This is a genomic window from Paenibacillus pasadenensis (assembly GCF_023715725.1).
In the GTDB taxonomy this organism is placed as follows: Bacteria; Bacillota; Bacilli; order Paenibacillales; family Paenibacillaceae; genus Paenibacillus_O; species Paenibacillus_O pasadenensis_A.
In genome coordinates this window covers 1-14,938 of record NZ_JAMBOT010000016.1, presented here as the reverse complement: position 1 = coordinate 14,938, position 14,938 = coordinate 1, and the positions used below count along the sequence as shown (strand labels likewise).

Annotated in this window: 17 protein-coding genes, 2 rRNA genes and 1 riboswitch; of the genes, 2 read left to right on the top strand and 17 right to left on the bottom strand. The window is 52.3% G+C overall.

Annotated elements, in window-relative coordinates; translation table 11 throughout:
* Positions 1-84: 84 nt before the first annotated feature.
* From rsmA to M3223_RS21940, 5 genes are all read right to left on the bottom strand, one after another.
* A complete protein-coding gene (gene rsmA, locus M3223_RS21960) occupies positions 85-960 on the bottom strand; it encodes a 16S rRNA (adenine(1518)-N(6)/adenine(1519)-N(6))-dimethyltransferase RsmA (protein ID WP_251565636.1) in 876 nt (291 codons plus the stop codon).
* Positions 957-1,505, bottom strand: a complete 549-nt coding sequence (gene rnmV / locus M3223_RS21955) for a ribonuclease M5 (RefSeq protein ID WP_251565634.1) — start codon at positions 1,503-1,505, stop codon at positions 957-959. Before rnmV ends, rsmA begins: the two co-directional genes overlap by 4 nt.
* 140 nt (positions 1,506-1,645) lie before the next feature.
* A complete protein-coding gene (locus M3223_RS21950; protein ID WP_251565632.1) occupies positions 1,646-2,788 on the bottom strand; it encodes a G5 domain-containing protein in 1,143 nt (380 codons plus the stop codon).
* A 235-nt stretch (positions 2,789-3,023) separates the two neighbouring features.
* Positions 3,024-3,244, bottom strand: a riboswitch (cyclic di-AMP (ydaO/yuaA leader).
* Positions 3,245-3,423: 179 nt separating this feature from the next.
* Complete coding sequence (locus tag M3223_RS21945; RefSeq protein ID WP_251565630.1) at positions 3,424-4,197, bottom strand: TatD family hydrolase; 774 nt, start codon at positions 4,195-4,197, stop codon at positions 3,424-3,426.
* A 19-nt stretch (positions 4,198-4,216) separates the two neighbouring features.
* On the bottom strand, positions 4,217-5,521 hold the full coding sequence (locus M3223_RS21940; protein ID WP_251565628.1) for an HD domain-containing protein: 1,305 nt from the start codon (positions 5,519-5,521) through the stop codon (positions 4,217-4,219).
* A 267-nt stretch (positions 5,522-5,788) separates the two neighbouring features.
* Here M3223_RS21940 and M3223_RS21935 point away from each other — a divergent pair, with 267 nt between their 5' ends.
* On the top strand, positions 5,789-6,043 hold the full coding sequence (locus M3223_RS21935) for an AbrB/MazE/SpoVT family DNA-binding domain-containing protein (protein ID WP_028598273.1): 255 nt from the start codon (positions 5,789-5,791) through the stop codon (positions 6,041-6,043).
* Positions 6,044-6,166: 123 nt separating this feature from the next.
* On the opposite strand, the gene rsmI is transcribed toward M3223_RS21935, so the two are convergent.
* The 10 genes from rsmI to M3223_RS21885 all read right to left on the bottom strand — a co-directional run bounded on the left by rsmI (position 6,167) and on the right by M3223_RS21885 (position 13,755).
* Positions 6,167-7,036, bottom strand: a complete 870-nt coding sequence (gene rsmI, locus M3223_RS21930; RefSeq protein WP_251565627.1) for a 16S rRNA (cytidine(1402)-2'-O)-methyltransferase — start codon at positions 7,034-7,036, stop codon at positions 6,167-6,169.
* Positions 7,005-7,787, bottom strand: a complete 783-nt coding sequence (locus M3223_RS21925; RefSeq protein WP_251565772.1) for a tRNA1(Val) (adenine(37)-N6)-methyltransferase — start codon at positions 7,785-7,787, stop codon at positions 7,005-7,007. Before M3223_RS21925 ends, rsmI begins: the two co-directional genes overlap by 32 nt.
* A 205-nt stretch (positions 7,788-7,992) precedes the next feature.
* The gene (locus M3223_RS21920; RefSeq protein WP_251565625.1) at positions 7,993-8,391 is read right to left on the bottom strand and encodes an initiation-control protein YabA; all 399 of its coding nucleotides are present in this window, start codon (positions 8,389-8,391) and stop codon (positions 7,993-7,995) included.
* Positions 8,392-8,446: 55 nt separating this feature from the next.
* Positions 8,447-9,250 (bottom strand): PSP1 domain-containing protein, encoded by an 804-nt coding sequence (locus M3223_RS21915; RefSeq protein WP_251565623.1) that lies wholly within the window; start codon positions 9,248-9,250, stop codon positions 8,447-8,449.
* Between the two features lie 4 nt (positions 9,251-9,254).
* Positions 9,255-10,235 (bottom strand): DNA polymerase III subunit delta', encoded by a 981-nt coding sequence (gene holB, locus M3223_RS21910; protein WP_251565621.1) that lies wholly within the window; start codon positions 10,233-10,235, stop codon positions 9,255-9,257.
* Between the two features lie 11 nt (positions 10,236-10,246).
* Positions 10,247-10,690 (bottom strand): YaaR family protein, encoded by a 444-nt coding sequence (locus M3223_RS21905; protein ID WP_251565620.1) that lies wholly within the window; start codon positions 10,688-10,690, stop codon positions 10,247-10,249.
* A gap of 16 nt (positions 10,691-10,706) precedes the next feature.
* The gene (locus tag M3223_RS21900) at positions 10,707-11,036 is read right to left on the bottom strand and encodes a cyclic-di-AMP receptor (RefSeq protein WP_089525346.1); all 330 of its coding nucleotides are present in this window, start codon (positions 11,034-11,036) and stop codon (positions 10,707-10,709) included.
* Positions 11,037-11,141: 105 nt separating this feature from the next.
* Positions 11,142-11,774: a dTMP kinase gene (tmk, locus tag M3223_RS21895; protein WP_251565618.1), complete on the bottom strand. Its 633-nt coding sequence runs from the start codon at positions 11,772-11,774 to the stop codon at positions 11,142-11,144.
* Positions 11,775-11,852: 78 nt separating this feature from the next.
* The gene (locus M3223_RS21890) at positions 11,853-13,442 is read right to left on the bottom strand and encodes an aminotransferase class I/II-fold pyridoxal phosphate-dependent enzyme (protein ID WP_435368036.1); all 1,590 of its coding nucleotides are present in this window, start codon (positions 13,440-13,442) and stop codon (positions 11,853-11,855) included.
* Positions 13,443-13,563: 121 nt separating this feature from the next.
* Positions 13,564-13,755 carry a sigma factor G inhibitor Gin gene (locus M3223_RS21885; RefSeq protein ID WP_251565616.1) on the bottom strand — a complete coding sequence of 64 codons (192 nt, stop codon included), beginning with the start codon at positions 13,753-13,755 and terminating at the stop codon, positions 13,564-13,566.
* A 209-nt stretch (positions 13,756-13,964) separates the two neighbouring features.
* On the opposite strand from M3223_RS21885, the gene M3223_RS21880 reads away from it, so the two are divergent.
* The gene (locus M3223_RS21880; RefSeq protein ID WP_251565614.1) at positions 13,965-14,507 is read left to right on the top strand and encodes a hypothetical protein; all 543 of its coding nucleotides are present in this window, start codon (positions 13,965-13,967) and stop codon (positions 14,505-14,507) included.
* 104 nt (positions 14,508-14,611) lie between these two features.
* Here the strand turns inward: M3223_RS21880 and rrf are convergent.
* Together rrf and M3223_RS21870 are read right to left on the bottom strand one after the other, a co-directional pair.
* A 5S ribosomal RNA gene (rrf, locus tag M3223_RS21875) occupies positions 14,612-14,728 on the bottom strand.
* 88 nt (positions 14,729-14,816) lie between these two features.
* Positions 14,817-14,938, bottom strand: a 23S ribosomal RNA gene (locus M3223_RS21870); the annotation flags it as partial.

Genomic DNA, 14,938 nt, shown 5'->3' with positions numbered 1-14,938 from the left:
ATGGGCCTTAGCCGATTATGGTGACACAATCGACAAAGAAGCCGCCCTCTAAAAGGCCGGCCCAATCATCGTGTTGACTTCGTTTTAATTCTTCAGCCCTTCGCGCTCCAGAGCCGCGGCAAGATTGGCATATTCCTGCAGCGAAAGCGTTTCTCCGCGGCGCACAGGATCAATGCCCGTCTCCTGTAAAATGCGGGTCAGCTCCTCGCGCCGGTTTTTGCCGAGCCAGGAAGACAGGTTATTGTGGATCGTCTTGCGCCTCTGCGCAAAACAAGCCTGCACCATCCGGAAAAAGAAATCCTCGTCCGATACCTCAACCGCAGGCTTATCTCGCATCGCCAGCTTGATTACGGCAGAATCGACGTTCGGCTGCGGAATGAACACCGTATGCGGCACGATGCAGACCAGCTCCGGCACCGTGTAATATTGCACCGCCACGCTTAGACTGCCGTAAGCCTTCGTTCCCGGCTTGGCTGCCATGCGCTCGGCCACTTCCTTCTGAATCATGACAACGATGTTCTCCAGCGGAAGACGCAGCTCCAGCAGCTTCATCAAAATCGGAGTGGTCACATAATAAGGTAGGTTGGCGACAACACTGACCGCGCTGACATCATGGAACTTGTCCCTGAAAAGCGCCTGCAGGTCAAGCTCCAGCACATCGCCATGGACGACCGAAACATGCGGCTCGGCACCTAATACCTCCTGCAAAATCGGAATCAGCCGCTGGTCGATTTCTACCGCAGCAACCGCCTTGGCTTGGCGGGCGAGCTGTTCCGTCAGCGCGCCAATTCCCGGTCCGATCTCCAGCGCGCCCTTTGTTTTGTCCAAGCCAGCCGCCGATACAATTTTGTTCAGAATGTTGGGATCGATTAGAAAGTTCTGCCCCAAGCTTTTTTTGAAGGAGAATCCGTGCCGTTCAATAATTTCTTTTGTCCTTCTCGGTGTAGCTACATCCGTCATGAGCCGATCTCCTCCTCCATATGCGCCAGAGCCTGGCGGAACTCTTCCCTTGATATCTGAAAGCTGGCGCAGCGCTTCATGAACTGTTTGCCGTTGCAATAGCCGATGCCAAGCCTGTTGCCCATAATCAGCCGGCGCCGGGCGGCGTCGGCATGCACGAGCAGCCCCGCCTCCATCATATCGCTATGAGTGATTTCGGCATGCTCCGGCGAGCCCTCGGTCCGAACGGACGCAAGCGCACGGCGAACAGCTTCCGGCGAAGCGTTCTCCACGCCGATGTCCCCGCGGTAGAGCGCGTCCTCCTGCGGCAGGAAGGCATGTTTGCAGCCTGGTACGCGCTGCGAGACGATTTTACGGATTCTTTCCCCCGCATGGTCCGGATCGGTGAAAATAATTACGCCTCTGCGTTCCATAGCCAGCTCGATCCGGCGCAGCACGTCCTCTCCGATTGCGGAGCCGTTTGTTTCAATCGTGTCCGCCTCGACAGCGCGTTTGATGGCTGCTGTATCGTCCTTGCCTTCCACCACGATAATTTCCTTGATCACATGCCTATCTCCTTTTGTTTCCAGTTCGTGCCTAATGGGTATATTTAGCTTGTACCCGATCGACGCGGACTAACCGCAATAATCCCTATAAACGCCCAAAAACGGGCCGCTGAAATACAGCGTGCCCGCTCGCAAAAGGATCAGCTCAGCTTCGGCTTAGTCGGTCCAAGAACATAGACCGTGTAACCGCGCTTCTTGCCGAATTTCTTCACGTAGGATTCACTTTCATAAAACACATCAATTTTCTTACCTTTAATGGCGCCGCCAGTGTCTTCGGCACGACGGAAGCCTATTCCTTCTATATATACCCACCATCCCATAGGAATGATATCAGGGTCAACTGCAATGGTGCGGCCTTCCGAGACTTTGGCTCCGGAAGCGGTTATTCCATAACCGGGATCGCCTTTAGATTTGCCCGTGGATGCAAATCCGGCCGTGTAAGCCGTCAATGTGACGTTGGTCAATATTTGTTTCGCTTTGAGATTGAGACCTGATTTTGTGACAGACGAAGAGGAACTTAACACGGAAGCTTTAGGTTTGGGTTTCTCCTTGGTTCCGACCGCAACAATTTTGTTGACAGCAGGCTTATCCATGGATTTGGCGAGCAGCGTGGTCTGAACCAGTTTGCCATCCTGGTACAGCTTTTCGAAGGTTTTTACAAGCTGGCCGTTTTGGCCGTGTGTAACCGTTTTTTGCTTCCCCTTTTCCAGGGTAGCGTCTTGTTTACGAACCACCGTAAACGGAATTTCGTGTTTCGTCGTCAACTGCTGCTTATCAATTCTCATGACGCGGATCGTCATATTGGACTGAAGCTGAGTTCCCGCCTCCGGGAATACTTTGTCTTGCTGACGCACTTCAATATTGGATTCTCCAATTGCCGCTTTCACGGTCTTTTGGGTCGTGTAAATCTTCTTGGACTTGCCGTCAGCCAGTATCGTAACCGGAACCGCTTGTTCGATTACGATGCGGTCGCCTTCCTTCAGCGCCGCGCTCAGCGGTATGGACAGCTGATCATGCGGTCCTACAGCTATCGCTTGCTCATCCAGCAATTGCTCCAGGGAGGAGTGATTCGTGCTTACGAGTTTCTCCTGACCATTGAGCACTAGGGAGACATTTTTCTCTGACGCCCCATTTAGCAACACCAAAAACATGAAAGTCATAGCGATTGAGATTGTTAGGCTCAGTAAAATCAAACGCAGGTTGTCATGCTTCCATCGCCATTGGAAAGACTTGCTGGATGATCGTTGTACATGGGTAGTTTCCTTTAAGGGAATAGCGCCCACTTCTTCGGTCCTCCTTACATAGCCCCGCCGCCTCGTTGTTACGCATGATAATTCAAGACGCGACTATTGGTTTTGTACGTGCCGAGCAGCACGCCATGCAACCTCGCCTCTCACCTCCACCGTTAACCCTATGTCGACGTATATTGCAATATTCAAACAAAAAGAAGCCGTCGACAGAGGATCTGTTTCGTGGCTTCCCGGTTGAACACGAATCATGGAAGTGGAGCACGAGGTTGATCTCTCTTATTTACGCTGACGAGGTTAGCTGACGGGTTCGGGCAAGAGAGCTGCCCTATCGCCTGCGGACCCTGCTCATGGTCCCGGCAAATTCACCCCTGGAAAAGTACGGCCTGTCCCGAGATCGCCACTCCAAAATCGGTGCGGTTAACTCGTTCAATCGGCTGTATTGGTTCCCCCGCTCTCCCCGAAACCGAGGAGATTAAGCGAATGATAAAACTTGCATCACTCAAAGCTCTGTGATGAATCATACCGTTTCCTTCAAGCGATTGTAAAGACGGGATAAAATCCTCAATTAGCCAAAATGAAGGTTAAATCAGCTAAATTCCGCTTTTTGGCCAAGGAAAGATCAATATTTCTCGCTCGGACCCACTTTTTTCATGCTATATCGTTGAATTTTAAGAAATGTGGAAACATTTTCTTGCATTTGCGGACGTAATGGAAACGATATCATCGACAGATTTGCCTTTTATTTCCGCTGCCGTCTCCGCTACCAAACCTACAAAAGAGGACTCATTCCGCTTTCCTCGATGGGGGTGAGGCGCCAAATAAGGGGAGTCTGTTTCCAACAGCAAACGGTCCATTGGAACGTTCGCCAGAACCTCTTTTGGCACCCTTGCGTTTTTGAAGGTGACCGGTCCGCCAAACGAAATATAGAAGTTCATATCGAGGCATTGTTTTGCCGTTTCCCAGCTGCCGGAGAAGCAGTGCATGACACCGCCGACCTCAGACGCTTTTTCCTCGCGCAGAATTCGAACGACATCCTCATGCGCATCGCGGTTATGGATGACGATTGGTTTTCCAGTGCGCTTCGCGACCGCGATCTGCTCCCGGAATACCCGCTGCTGAACCTCTTTTGGAGAAGTGTCCCAATAGTAATCAAGACCGATCTCCCCAAGGGCAACAACCTTTGGATGGGCCATCAGCGATTCAATCCAATCGAGGTCCCCTTCCTTCATGTCGATGGCGTCTGTCGGATGCCAGCCAACGATGCCGTAAATAAAAGGATACGTTTCGGCAAGCTTCATCGTTGTCGGAATTGTCTCCCGGTTGAAGCCAACATTAAAAAGCAGCTCCACGCCTGCGTCTCTGGCGCGCTGTATAACCTCTTCGCGGTCGTTGTCGAATTTCGCTGAGTCCAAATGGGTATGTGTGTCGATTAATCCGTTCATATTTCGACTCCTTTCTTCATTAACAAGCAAGCCCGAGTCTGGACCTGACACCAGGTGAAATACGGTCCGCCAGCCGCCGGGCTGCGGCCTCGTCGTAATAAAGCCGGTATTGTCCGCGATGCATGCCGGTTATGGATTGCACCACATCCGAGCGAAGCGATATCTCCGTAACGGCTCCGCTCGGCTCCAGAAGCAGAATCGGCGGTTTCCCTCGTCCGCCCTCGCTGTTTTCCTGTGCGGCGGAACGATACACATGATAGGGGAGATCGTACGGAAAATCAATTTCCAGCTCATAGTTACGGTTCATGCCAGCGGCAACCAGCTCTTCAAGGCAAAGCTGCGCCTCTGATTCATGCTCACGGTCAAAGGTTATATACTTGTACAATTTGCGGTTCAGGAACCCGGAGCATAATTCCGACAGCAGCTTGTCCTCTTCTTCGGTCCATGCGGCAAACGCTGTTTGCACCAGCGCTTCATCCAGCTTCAAATAAGATGAAACGTCAAGCTCCTGCCGAAACAACCGGACGAGCGGATCTGGTATCCAGCGGAAGGGATATCCGGTACGGCATAACTCTTGGGCTCGAAGCAAGATTTTGCGAAGCATAATTTCAGAACTGCGCGTAACGGGGTGGAAGTACACCTGCCAATACATCTGATAACGGCTCATCAAGTAATCCTCGACCGCATGCATGCCGCTTTCCTTCACGACGATTCGTCCTTGATGCGGCCTTAACACCCGCAAAATGCGGTCCAGATCAAAGGTGCCGTAATTGGCTCCTGTAAAATAAGCATCCCGCAGCAGATAGTCCATCCGGTCTGCATCCATCTGGCTCGATACCAGATTGACGACAATTGGCTTTTCATACCTTTTGCGGATGATGGAGGCGACTTTTCGCGGAAAATCAGGCTCCACGGCGCTTAGCAGCCGATTCACCTCTGTCGTTCCTTCTATAATATGGCAGCTCCATTCCTCATGGTCGAACTCCATCACCTCTTCAATGGAATGGGAAAACGGACCATGACCCAAATCATGCAGCAGCGCCGCACAGAGGCACACGAGTTTTTCCTCACGCGGCCAGTCCGGATACTCGCTCCGTTCGAATTGGGATATAATGCGGCGCGTAATTTCATATACGCCAAGGGAATGGCTAAAGCGGCTATGCTCCGCGCCATGAAAGGTCAAGTATGTTGTACCGAGCTGCCGGATTCTTCTAAGCCGTTGGAATTCCGGCGTATTGATTAAGTCCCAGATTAACTGGTCCTGCACATAGATATATTTGTGGACAGGATCTTTGAATACTTTTTCCTCTTCTAGCCTAGTCATCCCGATACACCTGTCTTTCTGTTCATATTTTCGACATAAAACTTAGGTTCGTGTCGAATGATGTCGTATTATCGTTTCCAATTCTATAAGCGTTGTAGTAATATTAACTAGGATGCTACACCCTTACATGGCTTGTAAACCTGCATTTTATGCGATTCGCGCAAGAAAAGGCAGGTTGACTGTTTTGGGAATCGTTGGTATCATAAATATCATAAAAAGTAGTATTATGTCGAATGATGACGATATAGGAAAGGGGTTAGGCTGCTAATGATGAAATCTACCGGTATTGTTCGTAAAGTAGACGAGCTTGGTCGTGTTGTAATTCCAATTGAACTGCGCCGTACCTTAGGTATTGGAGAAAAAGACGCGCTGGAGATCTACGTTGATGGAGAGCGCATCATGCTGAAGAAATATGAGCCGGCTTGCATTTTCTGCGGCAACGCAGAGAACGTCGCTTACTTCAAAGGCAAAATTGTTTGTAATTCTTGTCTTTCTGAGATGCCTTCCCCTGTGACAAAATAGAAAAAATCAGTTATACTAGTTTTTAGCAACTTAACCCAAGGTATTTCTAACCTTTTTATACTCCTTACTTGCCTTCCTGAGTCCGTTTGCGGATCAGGAAGGTCTTTTTTTATTTCCTATCGATTATTTACGCATCACTTCATTATATACATCCCGCTTTGAAAGCCCGCGGTCGGCTGCCGCCTGTTTAATCGCTTCCTTACGATCACTGCCCAGCCGCTCGTAATGCTCCACATGCTCCTCTAGACGAAGCAATTCCCACCACCCGGAGCCAGGCTCCGTCTCGGCCGCTTCCCCCGCACCGATAACGAGGCAGTATTCCCCCAGCGGCTCATGCTCTTCCAAATGAGCCATGCATTCCGAAATTCGGCCGCGCACCGCCTCTTCGTGGCGTTTGGTCAGCTCGCGAACCATCGCAATCTCTCTGTCACCGAGCACATTCAGCAAAATCGGCAATGTTTTGTTAATCCGATGAGGCGACTCGTAAAGCAACAGTGTGCCGGGGAGCGATTTTAGTTCCTGCAGCCACTTGTCGAAATGCTTTTTATCGCGGGGCGGAAAACCGGCAAAGGTGAAACGGTCGGTTGGAAGGCCGGACATAATGAGCGCAGACAACGCCGCATTGGCGCCCGGCACCGGTACAACCGGAATTCCGCGCTCCGCCGCCTCGCGCACAAGATCGGCTCCGGGATCCGATATAGCCGGCATGCCGGCGTCGCTCACAAGCGCAATACTGCTGCCTTCCTCCATTAAACGAAGCAGCTCCGGGCCGCTGGCTGCTTTATTGTGCTCATGATAGCTGACAAGGCGGTTCTCGATCTCGAAGCGGCTCAGCAGCTTGCGGGTTTGACGGGTGTCCTCCGCCGCAATCATCGATACCTCCTTCAAAATACGGATCGCGCGCATCGTCATATCCTCCAGATTGCCAATCGGCGTTGCAACGAGGTATAACATGCCTTTATCATGATCCGCGAAGCTCTTCTGCACCTGCATTTGTATCTCCCCTTTCCCCGCCATAATAAATCTGCATAATTTCATCGCTGTACTGCTGGCCATCCTTATATACAATCAGCGGAGGAAGCAGCTTCACGGAAGGCCTGGCATCGCGTGTTGCTTCAATTAACACCATATTTGCTTCCGATCCCGCATGCGGATGTACAAAGCGAATTCGCTTCGGCTCCAGCTTCCACCGTGTCATGGAGCTAATTATTTCGACGAGTCTGCCCGGACGGTGAACCATAGCCGCTTTTCCTCCGGTTCGGAGCAGGCGGGAGCAATGCTGGACTATTTCGTCCAGTGTGCCGTTTAGCTCATGTCTTGCCGCTGCATAATGAGCATTGTCGTTGCGGTCTCCGCTTGCCGGAGGCAGATAGGGCGGATTCACGGTGACATAGTCGTATTTGCCGTAACCAAGCTGTTTCGCCTTTTCCCGCAGATCGCCCTCCACAACCGAAATTCGGCTTTGCAGCCCGTTCAGCTCCACGCTTCTGCGCGCCATATCGGCCAGCCGGGGCTGAATTTCTACCGCATCGATGGTCGCCTGCGTCCGGGTCGATAGCAGCAGCGGGATGACGCCGTTGCCGGAGCATAAATCAGCGATTTTCCCGCGTTTTGGAACGGCGGCAAACCGCGCCAGCAGCACCGCATCCATAGAAAAGCTGAACACCTCCCGGCTTTGAATGATGTGTAAATGATGAGTCAGCAGATCGTCCAGTCTTTCACTGGGCAGCAGATCATGCTCCATTCGTTTCTTTCCCCTTCCTGCGGCATGCAGTGTATCCGTATCATTCCCAACCTTACTCAAATGAGCAAAATCTCCCCTTTACGACAAAGAGGACCCGCGAGCGGGTCCTTGTTCTCGTACGAAGATGCTTGCCTTGTTAGCGCAGCCTTCTCCACTTGTCATTGCCGTGCATCCTCTGCCTGTAGAACGGCAGATCAATGCCGGATTATTTGTTGAGAAACGACAGGCAAAACAGACAGTCGCCTTCCGTTCTCAGATGTCCGTAATTCACGTTGCAAATGTGAAACCCTTCGTAATAAAGCCGGGCCAAATTGTCATGCCCTTCTCCAACAGCCGAAACCTCGTTGGATTTGGACGGGTCCTCTGGCAGAGCGGCAGGCGCGGCTGCGCCGCTTCCCGCCTTGACCGGCTTCCGAGCTAGTTCGGCATGGGGATTGGTTTCCTTTTTGAGCACTTTGCGAAGCTGCCGGTTCTCCATGGAAAGCTGTTTGTTCGCTTCCACCAGTTGTTTAACGTTCAGCTTCAGCTCGCCCAGTTCTTTATGGAATCCCCCCAGCTTTGCTTCAAGCTCATCCAAATGCAGGAAAAGATCTTTATTGTCCAAGAACTCACACCCCAGAGCTTTGTTGCATGGCGTCCAACCCCGGCCTATGCCGGTATTATTTGACTACAACTTCATCAAGCGGCATTTCCTTCGGACGCCCGCCCAGATCGAACAGCTGGACATAAACGGTCTTGGACGAGGCATTAATGCCTGTAACGCGTCCTTCCCCGAGCGAGGTAACAACCGTTTTGCCGACGGAAGGCAGCTCCTCCCGTATGCTCTCGTAGTTATCATGCTCAAACTTAAGGCAGCACATAAGTCTGCCGCATAAGCCGGAAATCTTTGTAGGGTTAAGGGAAAGACTCTGGTCTTTGGCCATCTTGATCGACACAGGATCAAAATCGCCCAGCCATGAGGAACAGCAGAGCACCCGCCCGCAAGGGCCGATTCCCCCCAGCATCTTAGCCTCATCCCGTACGCCGATTTGTCTCAGCTCTATCCGGGTACGGAACACGCTGGCCAAATCCTTGACCAGTTCGCGAAAGTCAATTCGACCTTCAGCCGTGAAGTAGAAAATAATTTTGTTGCGGTCAAACGTAAACTCGACATCAACCAGCTTCATCTTGAGGCCATGCGCGCGGATCTTGTCCAGGCATGTCCCAAACGCATTTTGCGCGGCGCTGCGGTTCTCTTCCACAACCTTGGCGTCCTGATCACTGGCGATGCGAATGACTTTTTTGAGAGGGAGAACTACATCCGATTCGTCTACCTGTTTCTGCCCGACTACAACCTTGCCGTATTCCACACCCCGGGCGGTTTCCACAATAACATGATGGTCCGTTCCTACCGGATGCTCGACGGGATCAAAGTAATAGATCTTGCCCGCCTTTTTGAAGCGGACACCGACGACATTATACAAGGATTTAACCCTCCTGTAGACGTACCATTAATTGCTCTATTGCCAGCTGGGGAGCGACATTCGCCTTAATCATCCCCGCTGCTTGCAGCGTGTGCTCCATGCAGGAAACCCAGTAGCTTGCGGGCTTCGTGAACGCATGAGCGCTAATCCATTCCAACTGATCTATAAAAACCATCTTCTCAGACCGACCGGCCTGATAATGAATCATGTCTCTGAACCATAACACCAATAAGGACAAAAGTAGCTGCGAGTCTGCGCCCAGGTCTGTCTTCGACAGGCGCTGCTGGACGGTAACCAGAGCCGCAGTGAATCGAGACAAGCTCTCCTTGCCTAATTGTATCACTACATTTCGGATTTCTGCAAACCCATTCTGCTCGATAATAGCGCGGCTTCCTTCGATTCCAGAGGCTAAATGGACTGCCGCGCGGGCGAGCAGCGGGGGCTGATTTTCCGCAATCAGCGCCTCAAGCATCTGCTCCGTGGAATAAGGAAGGAAGGGCACCGGCTGCGATCGGGAGGCAATGGTCGGCAGTACGGCTCCCGTATGCGTCGCCAGCAATATCGCCACCGTCGGCGACACCGGCTCCTCCAAAAACTTGAGCAGGCTGTTCGCCGCTTGCGGCGTCATCGCATCCGCCTTTTCCATAATATATACTTTACGGCTGCTGCTGTCAGACGTCCGGTATGCCATTTCGCGCTGCAGCTCCTGAATCTGGCCCAGCTTGACCGACTGTCCATCCGGCGAGATACGGTGCAAATCCGGCTGGTTGCCATGCTCGAACTTGCGGCATTCCAGGCATTCGCCGCAGGCGTCATCCCCGCCTGACGTACAAAAAAGCGCCTGCGCAAAAGCAAGCGCCGTCTGAAGCTTGCCTGTACCGACCGGACCGGCAAACAAGTAAGCATGGGACACCCTGCCGCTGCGAAGCGCATGCTGCAAAATCTGTTTGGCCTTCTCCTGGCCGGGAATACCTGCAAGTTTCATTGATGTTCCTTTCAAAATAACAAATTAATGAGGAGGCCGCGAATATCTCCAACGCTTTGCAGCAGCTGCATTCTGCCCTGCTCGTTCTTTAGCAGCTCCTCCGCCATCGCCAGCAGGCTCTCGTCAATCTCATCGAGCAGCTTATGCCGCTTGATCCGGCCTCTGCGGTCCATCGTGCGGACATCTTTAATACCGACGCCTCTGCGGACGGTCAGCTCAAGAAACTGCTTCACCATCGCTTTGTAGGTTTGCAGCTCGCGCACCGTCATCGAACGGGCCAGCCGTTCTCCTTGGGCCTGGATATCCTGCAGCTTTTGCTGCAGCTCCTCCCTTGTCCGGTTGCCGTTCTGCTGATGCATCACATCGGCGAACGACTTTGCCTGAACCGGACGGCCCGCTCCATTGTCGCGCAGCCGGTCCTGACCGACCGGGCGGTATCCGGGATCGATTTTCATCGTTTATCGGCTCCTGTCAAAAGTGTTCGAATCGCTCAACCGGAAGCACAAACACAGCCGCGCCGCCCACTTGAACCTCTACCGGAAAAGGAATATAGGAATCGGTCGTTCCGCCCATAGGCGACACTGGTGTAACAAGCTGATCGCGCACCTTACAGTTGGACCGGATGCAATGCAGCACTTCATGAACCCGCTCATCTTCAATACCAATCATGAATGTGGTGTTGCCTGCCTTGAGGAAGCCCCCTGTGCTGGCAAGCTTCGTAGCCCGAAAGCCTTCGCGCACCAGCGCGTTCGAGAGCCGATTGCTGTCCTTGTCTTGTACTACGGCGATGACGAGCTTCATCCTTATCCCTCCTAATGCGTATAGGATACAAATTTGACATTTTCTGCGCAAATTCCTGCTTTCGGCTTATTTAAGAGCCTCAACGACAGAAATCCGCTGGCAAATTTACCGGGCATTTAGAATCACACGGCATGCTTCTTTTAAAATTTCTTCCGGCTCTCCGCTGGCATCCAGCATCACGATCCGCTCCGGCTCCTGCTCCAGCAGCAGCAGATAACCTTGCCGCACCTTGCGGTGGAACGATTCCTTTTCCAAATCGAGCCGGTTCACTTCCCGCTGGCTTGAGGCCGCAATACGCGCCAATCCGAGCTCGGGGGGAATATCCAGGTAGAGCGTTATATCCGGCATCCAGCTTTCAATAGCATACCGGTTAATTTCCCGTACCGTTTCCATGCCAAGCCCCCGCGCATAACCTTGATAGGCCAGGCTGCTGTCGATGAACCGGTCGCAAATGACCCATTGGCCGGCATCCAGCGCTGGCACAACCTTTTCGACCAGATGCTGACGGCGGGCCGCAGCGTAAAGCAGCGCTTCCGTGCGTCCGTCCATGCTCGTATGGCTAGTATCCAAAATGACTTCGCGGATCTTTTCGGCAATCGGGATGCCTCCCGGCTCCCTTGTTGTCATAACAGGAAGTCCCTGGGCTTCTAACTCTGCTGCAAGCAGGCGGATGAGAGTCGTTTTTCCGGCTCCTTCTCCACCCTCTATCGTAATAAACATTCCTTTGCTCACATTCATGCTCCCTGCGTGATTGTTTTTCTTATCATACCATGAGAGCGGGCTCGACTATAGCAGGTGCTGCGGGAAATCGATGATTTATACGCTAGTTACCCGAATGAGCCCCTTTTCAGACAGCTTCATGCCTTGAAAACGCGCTCCGCTCTCCAATAGCCGGATCATCAGCTCGGCCGTCTCCTGCCGGATTTCCTCCCCTTCAATAACAATCGGAATTCCGGGCGGATAAGGAATGATCGTCTCGGCGCTTTTTCTGCCTATGGCCTGTAAAATCGGAATCTGCTCCAGCGTATGCGGCATAGGCGGAAACCGCTCCAGGACGACCGGCTCCGGCAGCTCTCTGTTCATCGTGAGGTTCGCTACAGAATCAGACTGTTTTCTGGATCTTTGTTCCGATTCTGGAGTCTTGTCCCACTTCGTCTGTCGGAGAGTCGCCTGGCGCCACTCTGAACGATTCGTATCCTCTGCGGTTTCCGGCGCCATGCCTTCCACGCTGCTCAGGGAACCTTCCTTATTTTCCGCCCCGATGTCGCCCAGCGCCTCCAGAAGCCTGTGCGCCTCTTCGCTAGAACATCTGGCTCCGACCAGCAGCACCACATATCGATCATCCGCCATTTCTGCCACACAACCGCGCTGCTCCAGCTCCTTTTGCAATCTCATTCCTGAACAAGCTCCTCGCCGGTCATAGAGCACGAGCCGCAGCGGATCAATTCGAATCCCCTCATGAATAGGTATATCTTCAGCCAGTCCAAACCAGCTTTCTTCCCTTCTTACCCATGACCTGACCGTATTGGCCGCATCTAAACCTGGCTCGAACCACTGCGGGCCATACTGATCCAGCATTCCCCTGGCAAGATCGAGCGATGCCATTAGCGGATAAGATGGAGACGAGCTTTGCACCGTTGCAAGCATTTGTTTAATCCGCTCGCGATGCAGCCGCTCCCCTTGCACATGCAGCATCGCTCCCATCGTCATCGCGGAAAGCGTTTTATGCGTGGATTGCACAACAGCATCCGCCCCAGCCTGGAGAGCGCCTGACGGGAATTGGGGATGTTGGCCGTAATGTGCTCCATGAGCTTCGTCAACGAGCAGCGGCATGTTGAATGCATGGACGAGCTCTGCATACGGCGTCAGCTCCCTAGACCAGCCGTAATAGCTGGGATTACTAAGGAATACCGCCTTTGCTTGAGGCCAGCGCTGAAGGGCCCTCTTCACTCTTTCCAAAGACGGCAGCTCCGCAAAACCGCTTCCCGAATCATATTCCGGGTCCAGAAACACAACGGATGCGCCGGACAGCTTTAGCCCGTTGAGGACAGACTTATGTACGTTCCGCTGCACAAGCATGATATCTCCAGGTTGGCTGCAGCCGAGCACAAGCGCCAAATTTCCTGCCGTACTGCCGCCTACAAGGAAAAGGGTTTCTTCCGCACCAAAACATGATGCTGCCAACCGCTGGGCTTCCGCTATCGCTCCGGAAGGATCATGCAAATCATCCGTATCGCTCAGTTCGGTTACATCCAGAGGCAGAATGGATTGAAACAGAGACCACGTCTCTGTCTGTATGTTATTTTGCTGAGCTTCACCATTCTCTTTTTTCATGAACGGCATTCTTCCTTTATGTCCTGGGACATGAAAAGAAACCGGCCCGTTTTTTATGTGATTCCGCAGCATATCCACAATCGGCATCGTTGGGATCTTCATACGTTTAGCATCCTCTCTTGGCTTATCCTATTGTTCTATTGTAAAGAGCCGCAAACGCAAAAAAAAGCCTCCACCGGCGCCCGGAGAAGGCTTACGCATTTTTATGGATCCAGATCTGTTTCATCTGGTGAACGTAAAAGGGGTATTTTTCATCCATAACGTCGGTTTGAACCATTTCATTCTCGCAGCTTCCGCAAATAAATTCCGTTACGATCCGAATGCCTTGATCCCGCGGCTTCAGTTCGTCGCATACGATGCACTTGCATAAACTCTCCTCATGCATCATCCATCCGCCTTTCTTTCACGTAAAATGATATTATCATGATGTCCGTAATTCTAGCAATTTATACCTGCCCTTCGCTATAATAAGCAAGAGTCTGCTTAAAGCCCACGTTCCATACAGCTTATGCGGCTAATGGATTGTGGTGAATAATTGCCTTGCAACCAAACGCGGCGCTTACGTTTCATTTACATACCGCCAAGGAGGAGCCCATGTTCCAGCCTCTTTCCGAACAAAAGGAAGCTACCATCTACCAATATCGTCTAGTGCGAAAAATCCCGTTTTCCACGAGCTTTTCGCGCTATTATTTTGGCTCTGGACTAGTGCTAGCCCTCGCATTAATCATAGCTGATCCATGGCCGGCTGCTCTCAGCTTGGTCACTGGCATTATTTTGTTTCCGCTTCTGCATGCGGCTATAATTCGCATGGCGCTGCTGCGGCGCAAATCGCTGGAATCCACCTCTCGCCGCTGGCAATGGCGGAAGAACTGGCCGCTCCCGGGTTACATGCCCGTCCTGCCGATGGAGCTGTCCGTCTTTCAAAGGCTGCAGCTGCACACCCTTTGGATCGGAACTTGCCTAGTCGCTGCCTTATACCCCTGGCTGGACGCGACCATGCTCATCGGATATCTGATCATTCATCTATGGCTGCAAGCGCCTCTGCTCTACGCCGTTATCCGCCTGCATAATGAAAAAAGAGATGGTGTCCTCAAGCTGCCCTTCGACGAGCCTTATTTCTCTTATTACCACCGCTAAACCAGATAATCCCTATTAACCTTGCCTTTAGCAATGGTAAACGGGGGTTTTTCTACAACAAAAAACCCACCGTATCCGAAGATACGACGGGTTTTCATACATGAGCTTGGCGACGTCCTACTCTCCCAGGACCCTGCGGTCCAAGTACCATCGGCGCTGGAAGGCTTAACGGTCGTGTTCGGGATGGGTACGCGTGGTTCCCTTCCGCCATCGCCACCAAACGTCATGCGCTGCTCAAGGCGTAGGCTTGCGCCCTGAAAACTGGATCGAACGGTATGCCGTGCTGACCGGCTGTTGTCTTGCGTGGATAAGGATAAGCCCTCGACCGATTAGTATTCGTCAGCTGCACGCATTGCTGCGCTTCCACCTCGAACCTATCAACCTAGTCGTCTTCTAGGGGTCTTACATACTGGGAAATCTCATCTTGAGGG

Excerpts from the sequence above, each read along its gene's own strand:
- rsmA (WP_251565636.1), bottom strand. The coding sequence starts at position 960 with ATGACGGATGTAGCTACACCGAGAAGGACAAAAGAAATTATTGAACGG.
- M3223_RS21945 (WP_251565630.1), bottom strand. The coding sequence starts at position 4,197 with ATGAACGGATTAATCGACACACATACCCATTTGGACTCAGCGAAATTC.
- M3223_RS21940 (WP_251565628.1), bottom strand. The coding sequence starts at position 5,521 with ATGACTAGGCTAGAAGAGGAAAAAGTATTCAAAGATCCTGTCCACAAA.
- M3223_RS21935 (WP_028598273.1), top strand. The coding sequence starts at position 5,789 with ATGATGAAATCTACCGGTATTGTTCGTAAAGTAGACGAGCTTGGTCGT.
- rsmI (WP_251565627.1), bottom strand. The coding sequence starts at position 7,036 with ATGCAGGTGCAGAAGAGCTTCGCGGATCATGATAAAGGCATGTTATAC.
- M3223_RS21925 (WP_251565772.1), bottom strand. The coding sequence starts at position 7,787 with ATGGAGCATGATCTGCTGCCCAGTGAAAGACTGGACGATCTGCTGACT.
- holB (WP_251565621.1), bottom strand. The coding sequence starts at position 10,235 with ATGAAACTTGCAGGTATTCCCGGCCAGGAGAAGGCCAAACAGATTTTG.
- M3223_RS21905 (WP_251565620.1), bottom strand. The coding sequence starts at position 10,690 with ATGAAAATCGATCCCGGATACCGCCCGGTCGGTCAGGACCGGCTGCGC.
- M3223_RS21900 (WP_089525346.1), bottom strand. The coding sequence starts at position 11,036 with ATGAAGCTCGTCATCGCCGTAGTACAAGACAAGGACAGCAATCGGCTC.
- tmk (WP_251565618.1), bottom strand. The coding sequence starts at position 11,774 with ATGAATGTGAGCAAAGGAATGTTTATTACGATAGAGGGTGGAGAAGGA.
- M3223_RS21890 (WP_435368036.1), bottom strand. The coding sequence starts at position 13,442 with ATGCTGCGGAATCACATAAAAAACGGGCCGGTTTCTTTTCATGTCCCA.
- M3223_RS21885 (WP_251565616.1), bottom strand. The coding sequence starts at position 13,755 with ATGCATGAGGAGAGTTTATGCAAGTGCATCGTATGCGACGAACTGAAG.
- M3223_RS21880 (WP_251565614.1), top strand. The coding sequence starts at position 13,965 with ATGTTCCAGCCTCTTTCCGAACAAAAGGAAGCTACCATCTACCAATAT.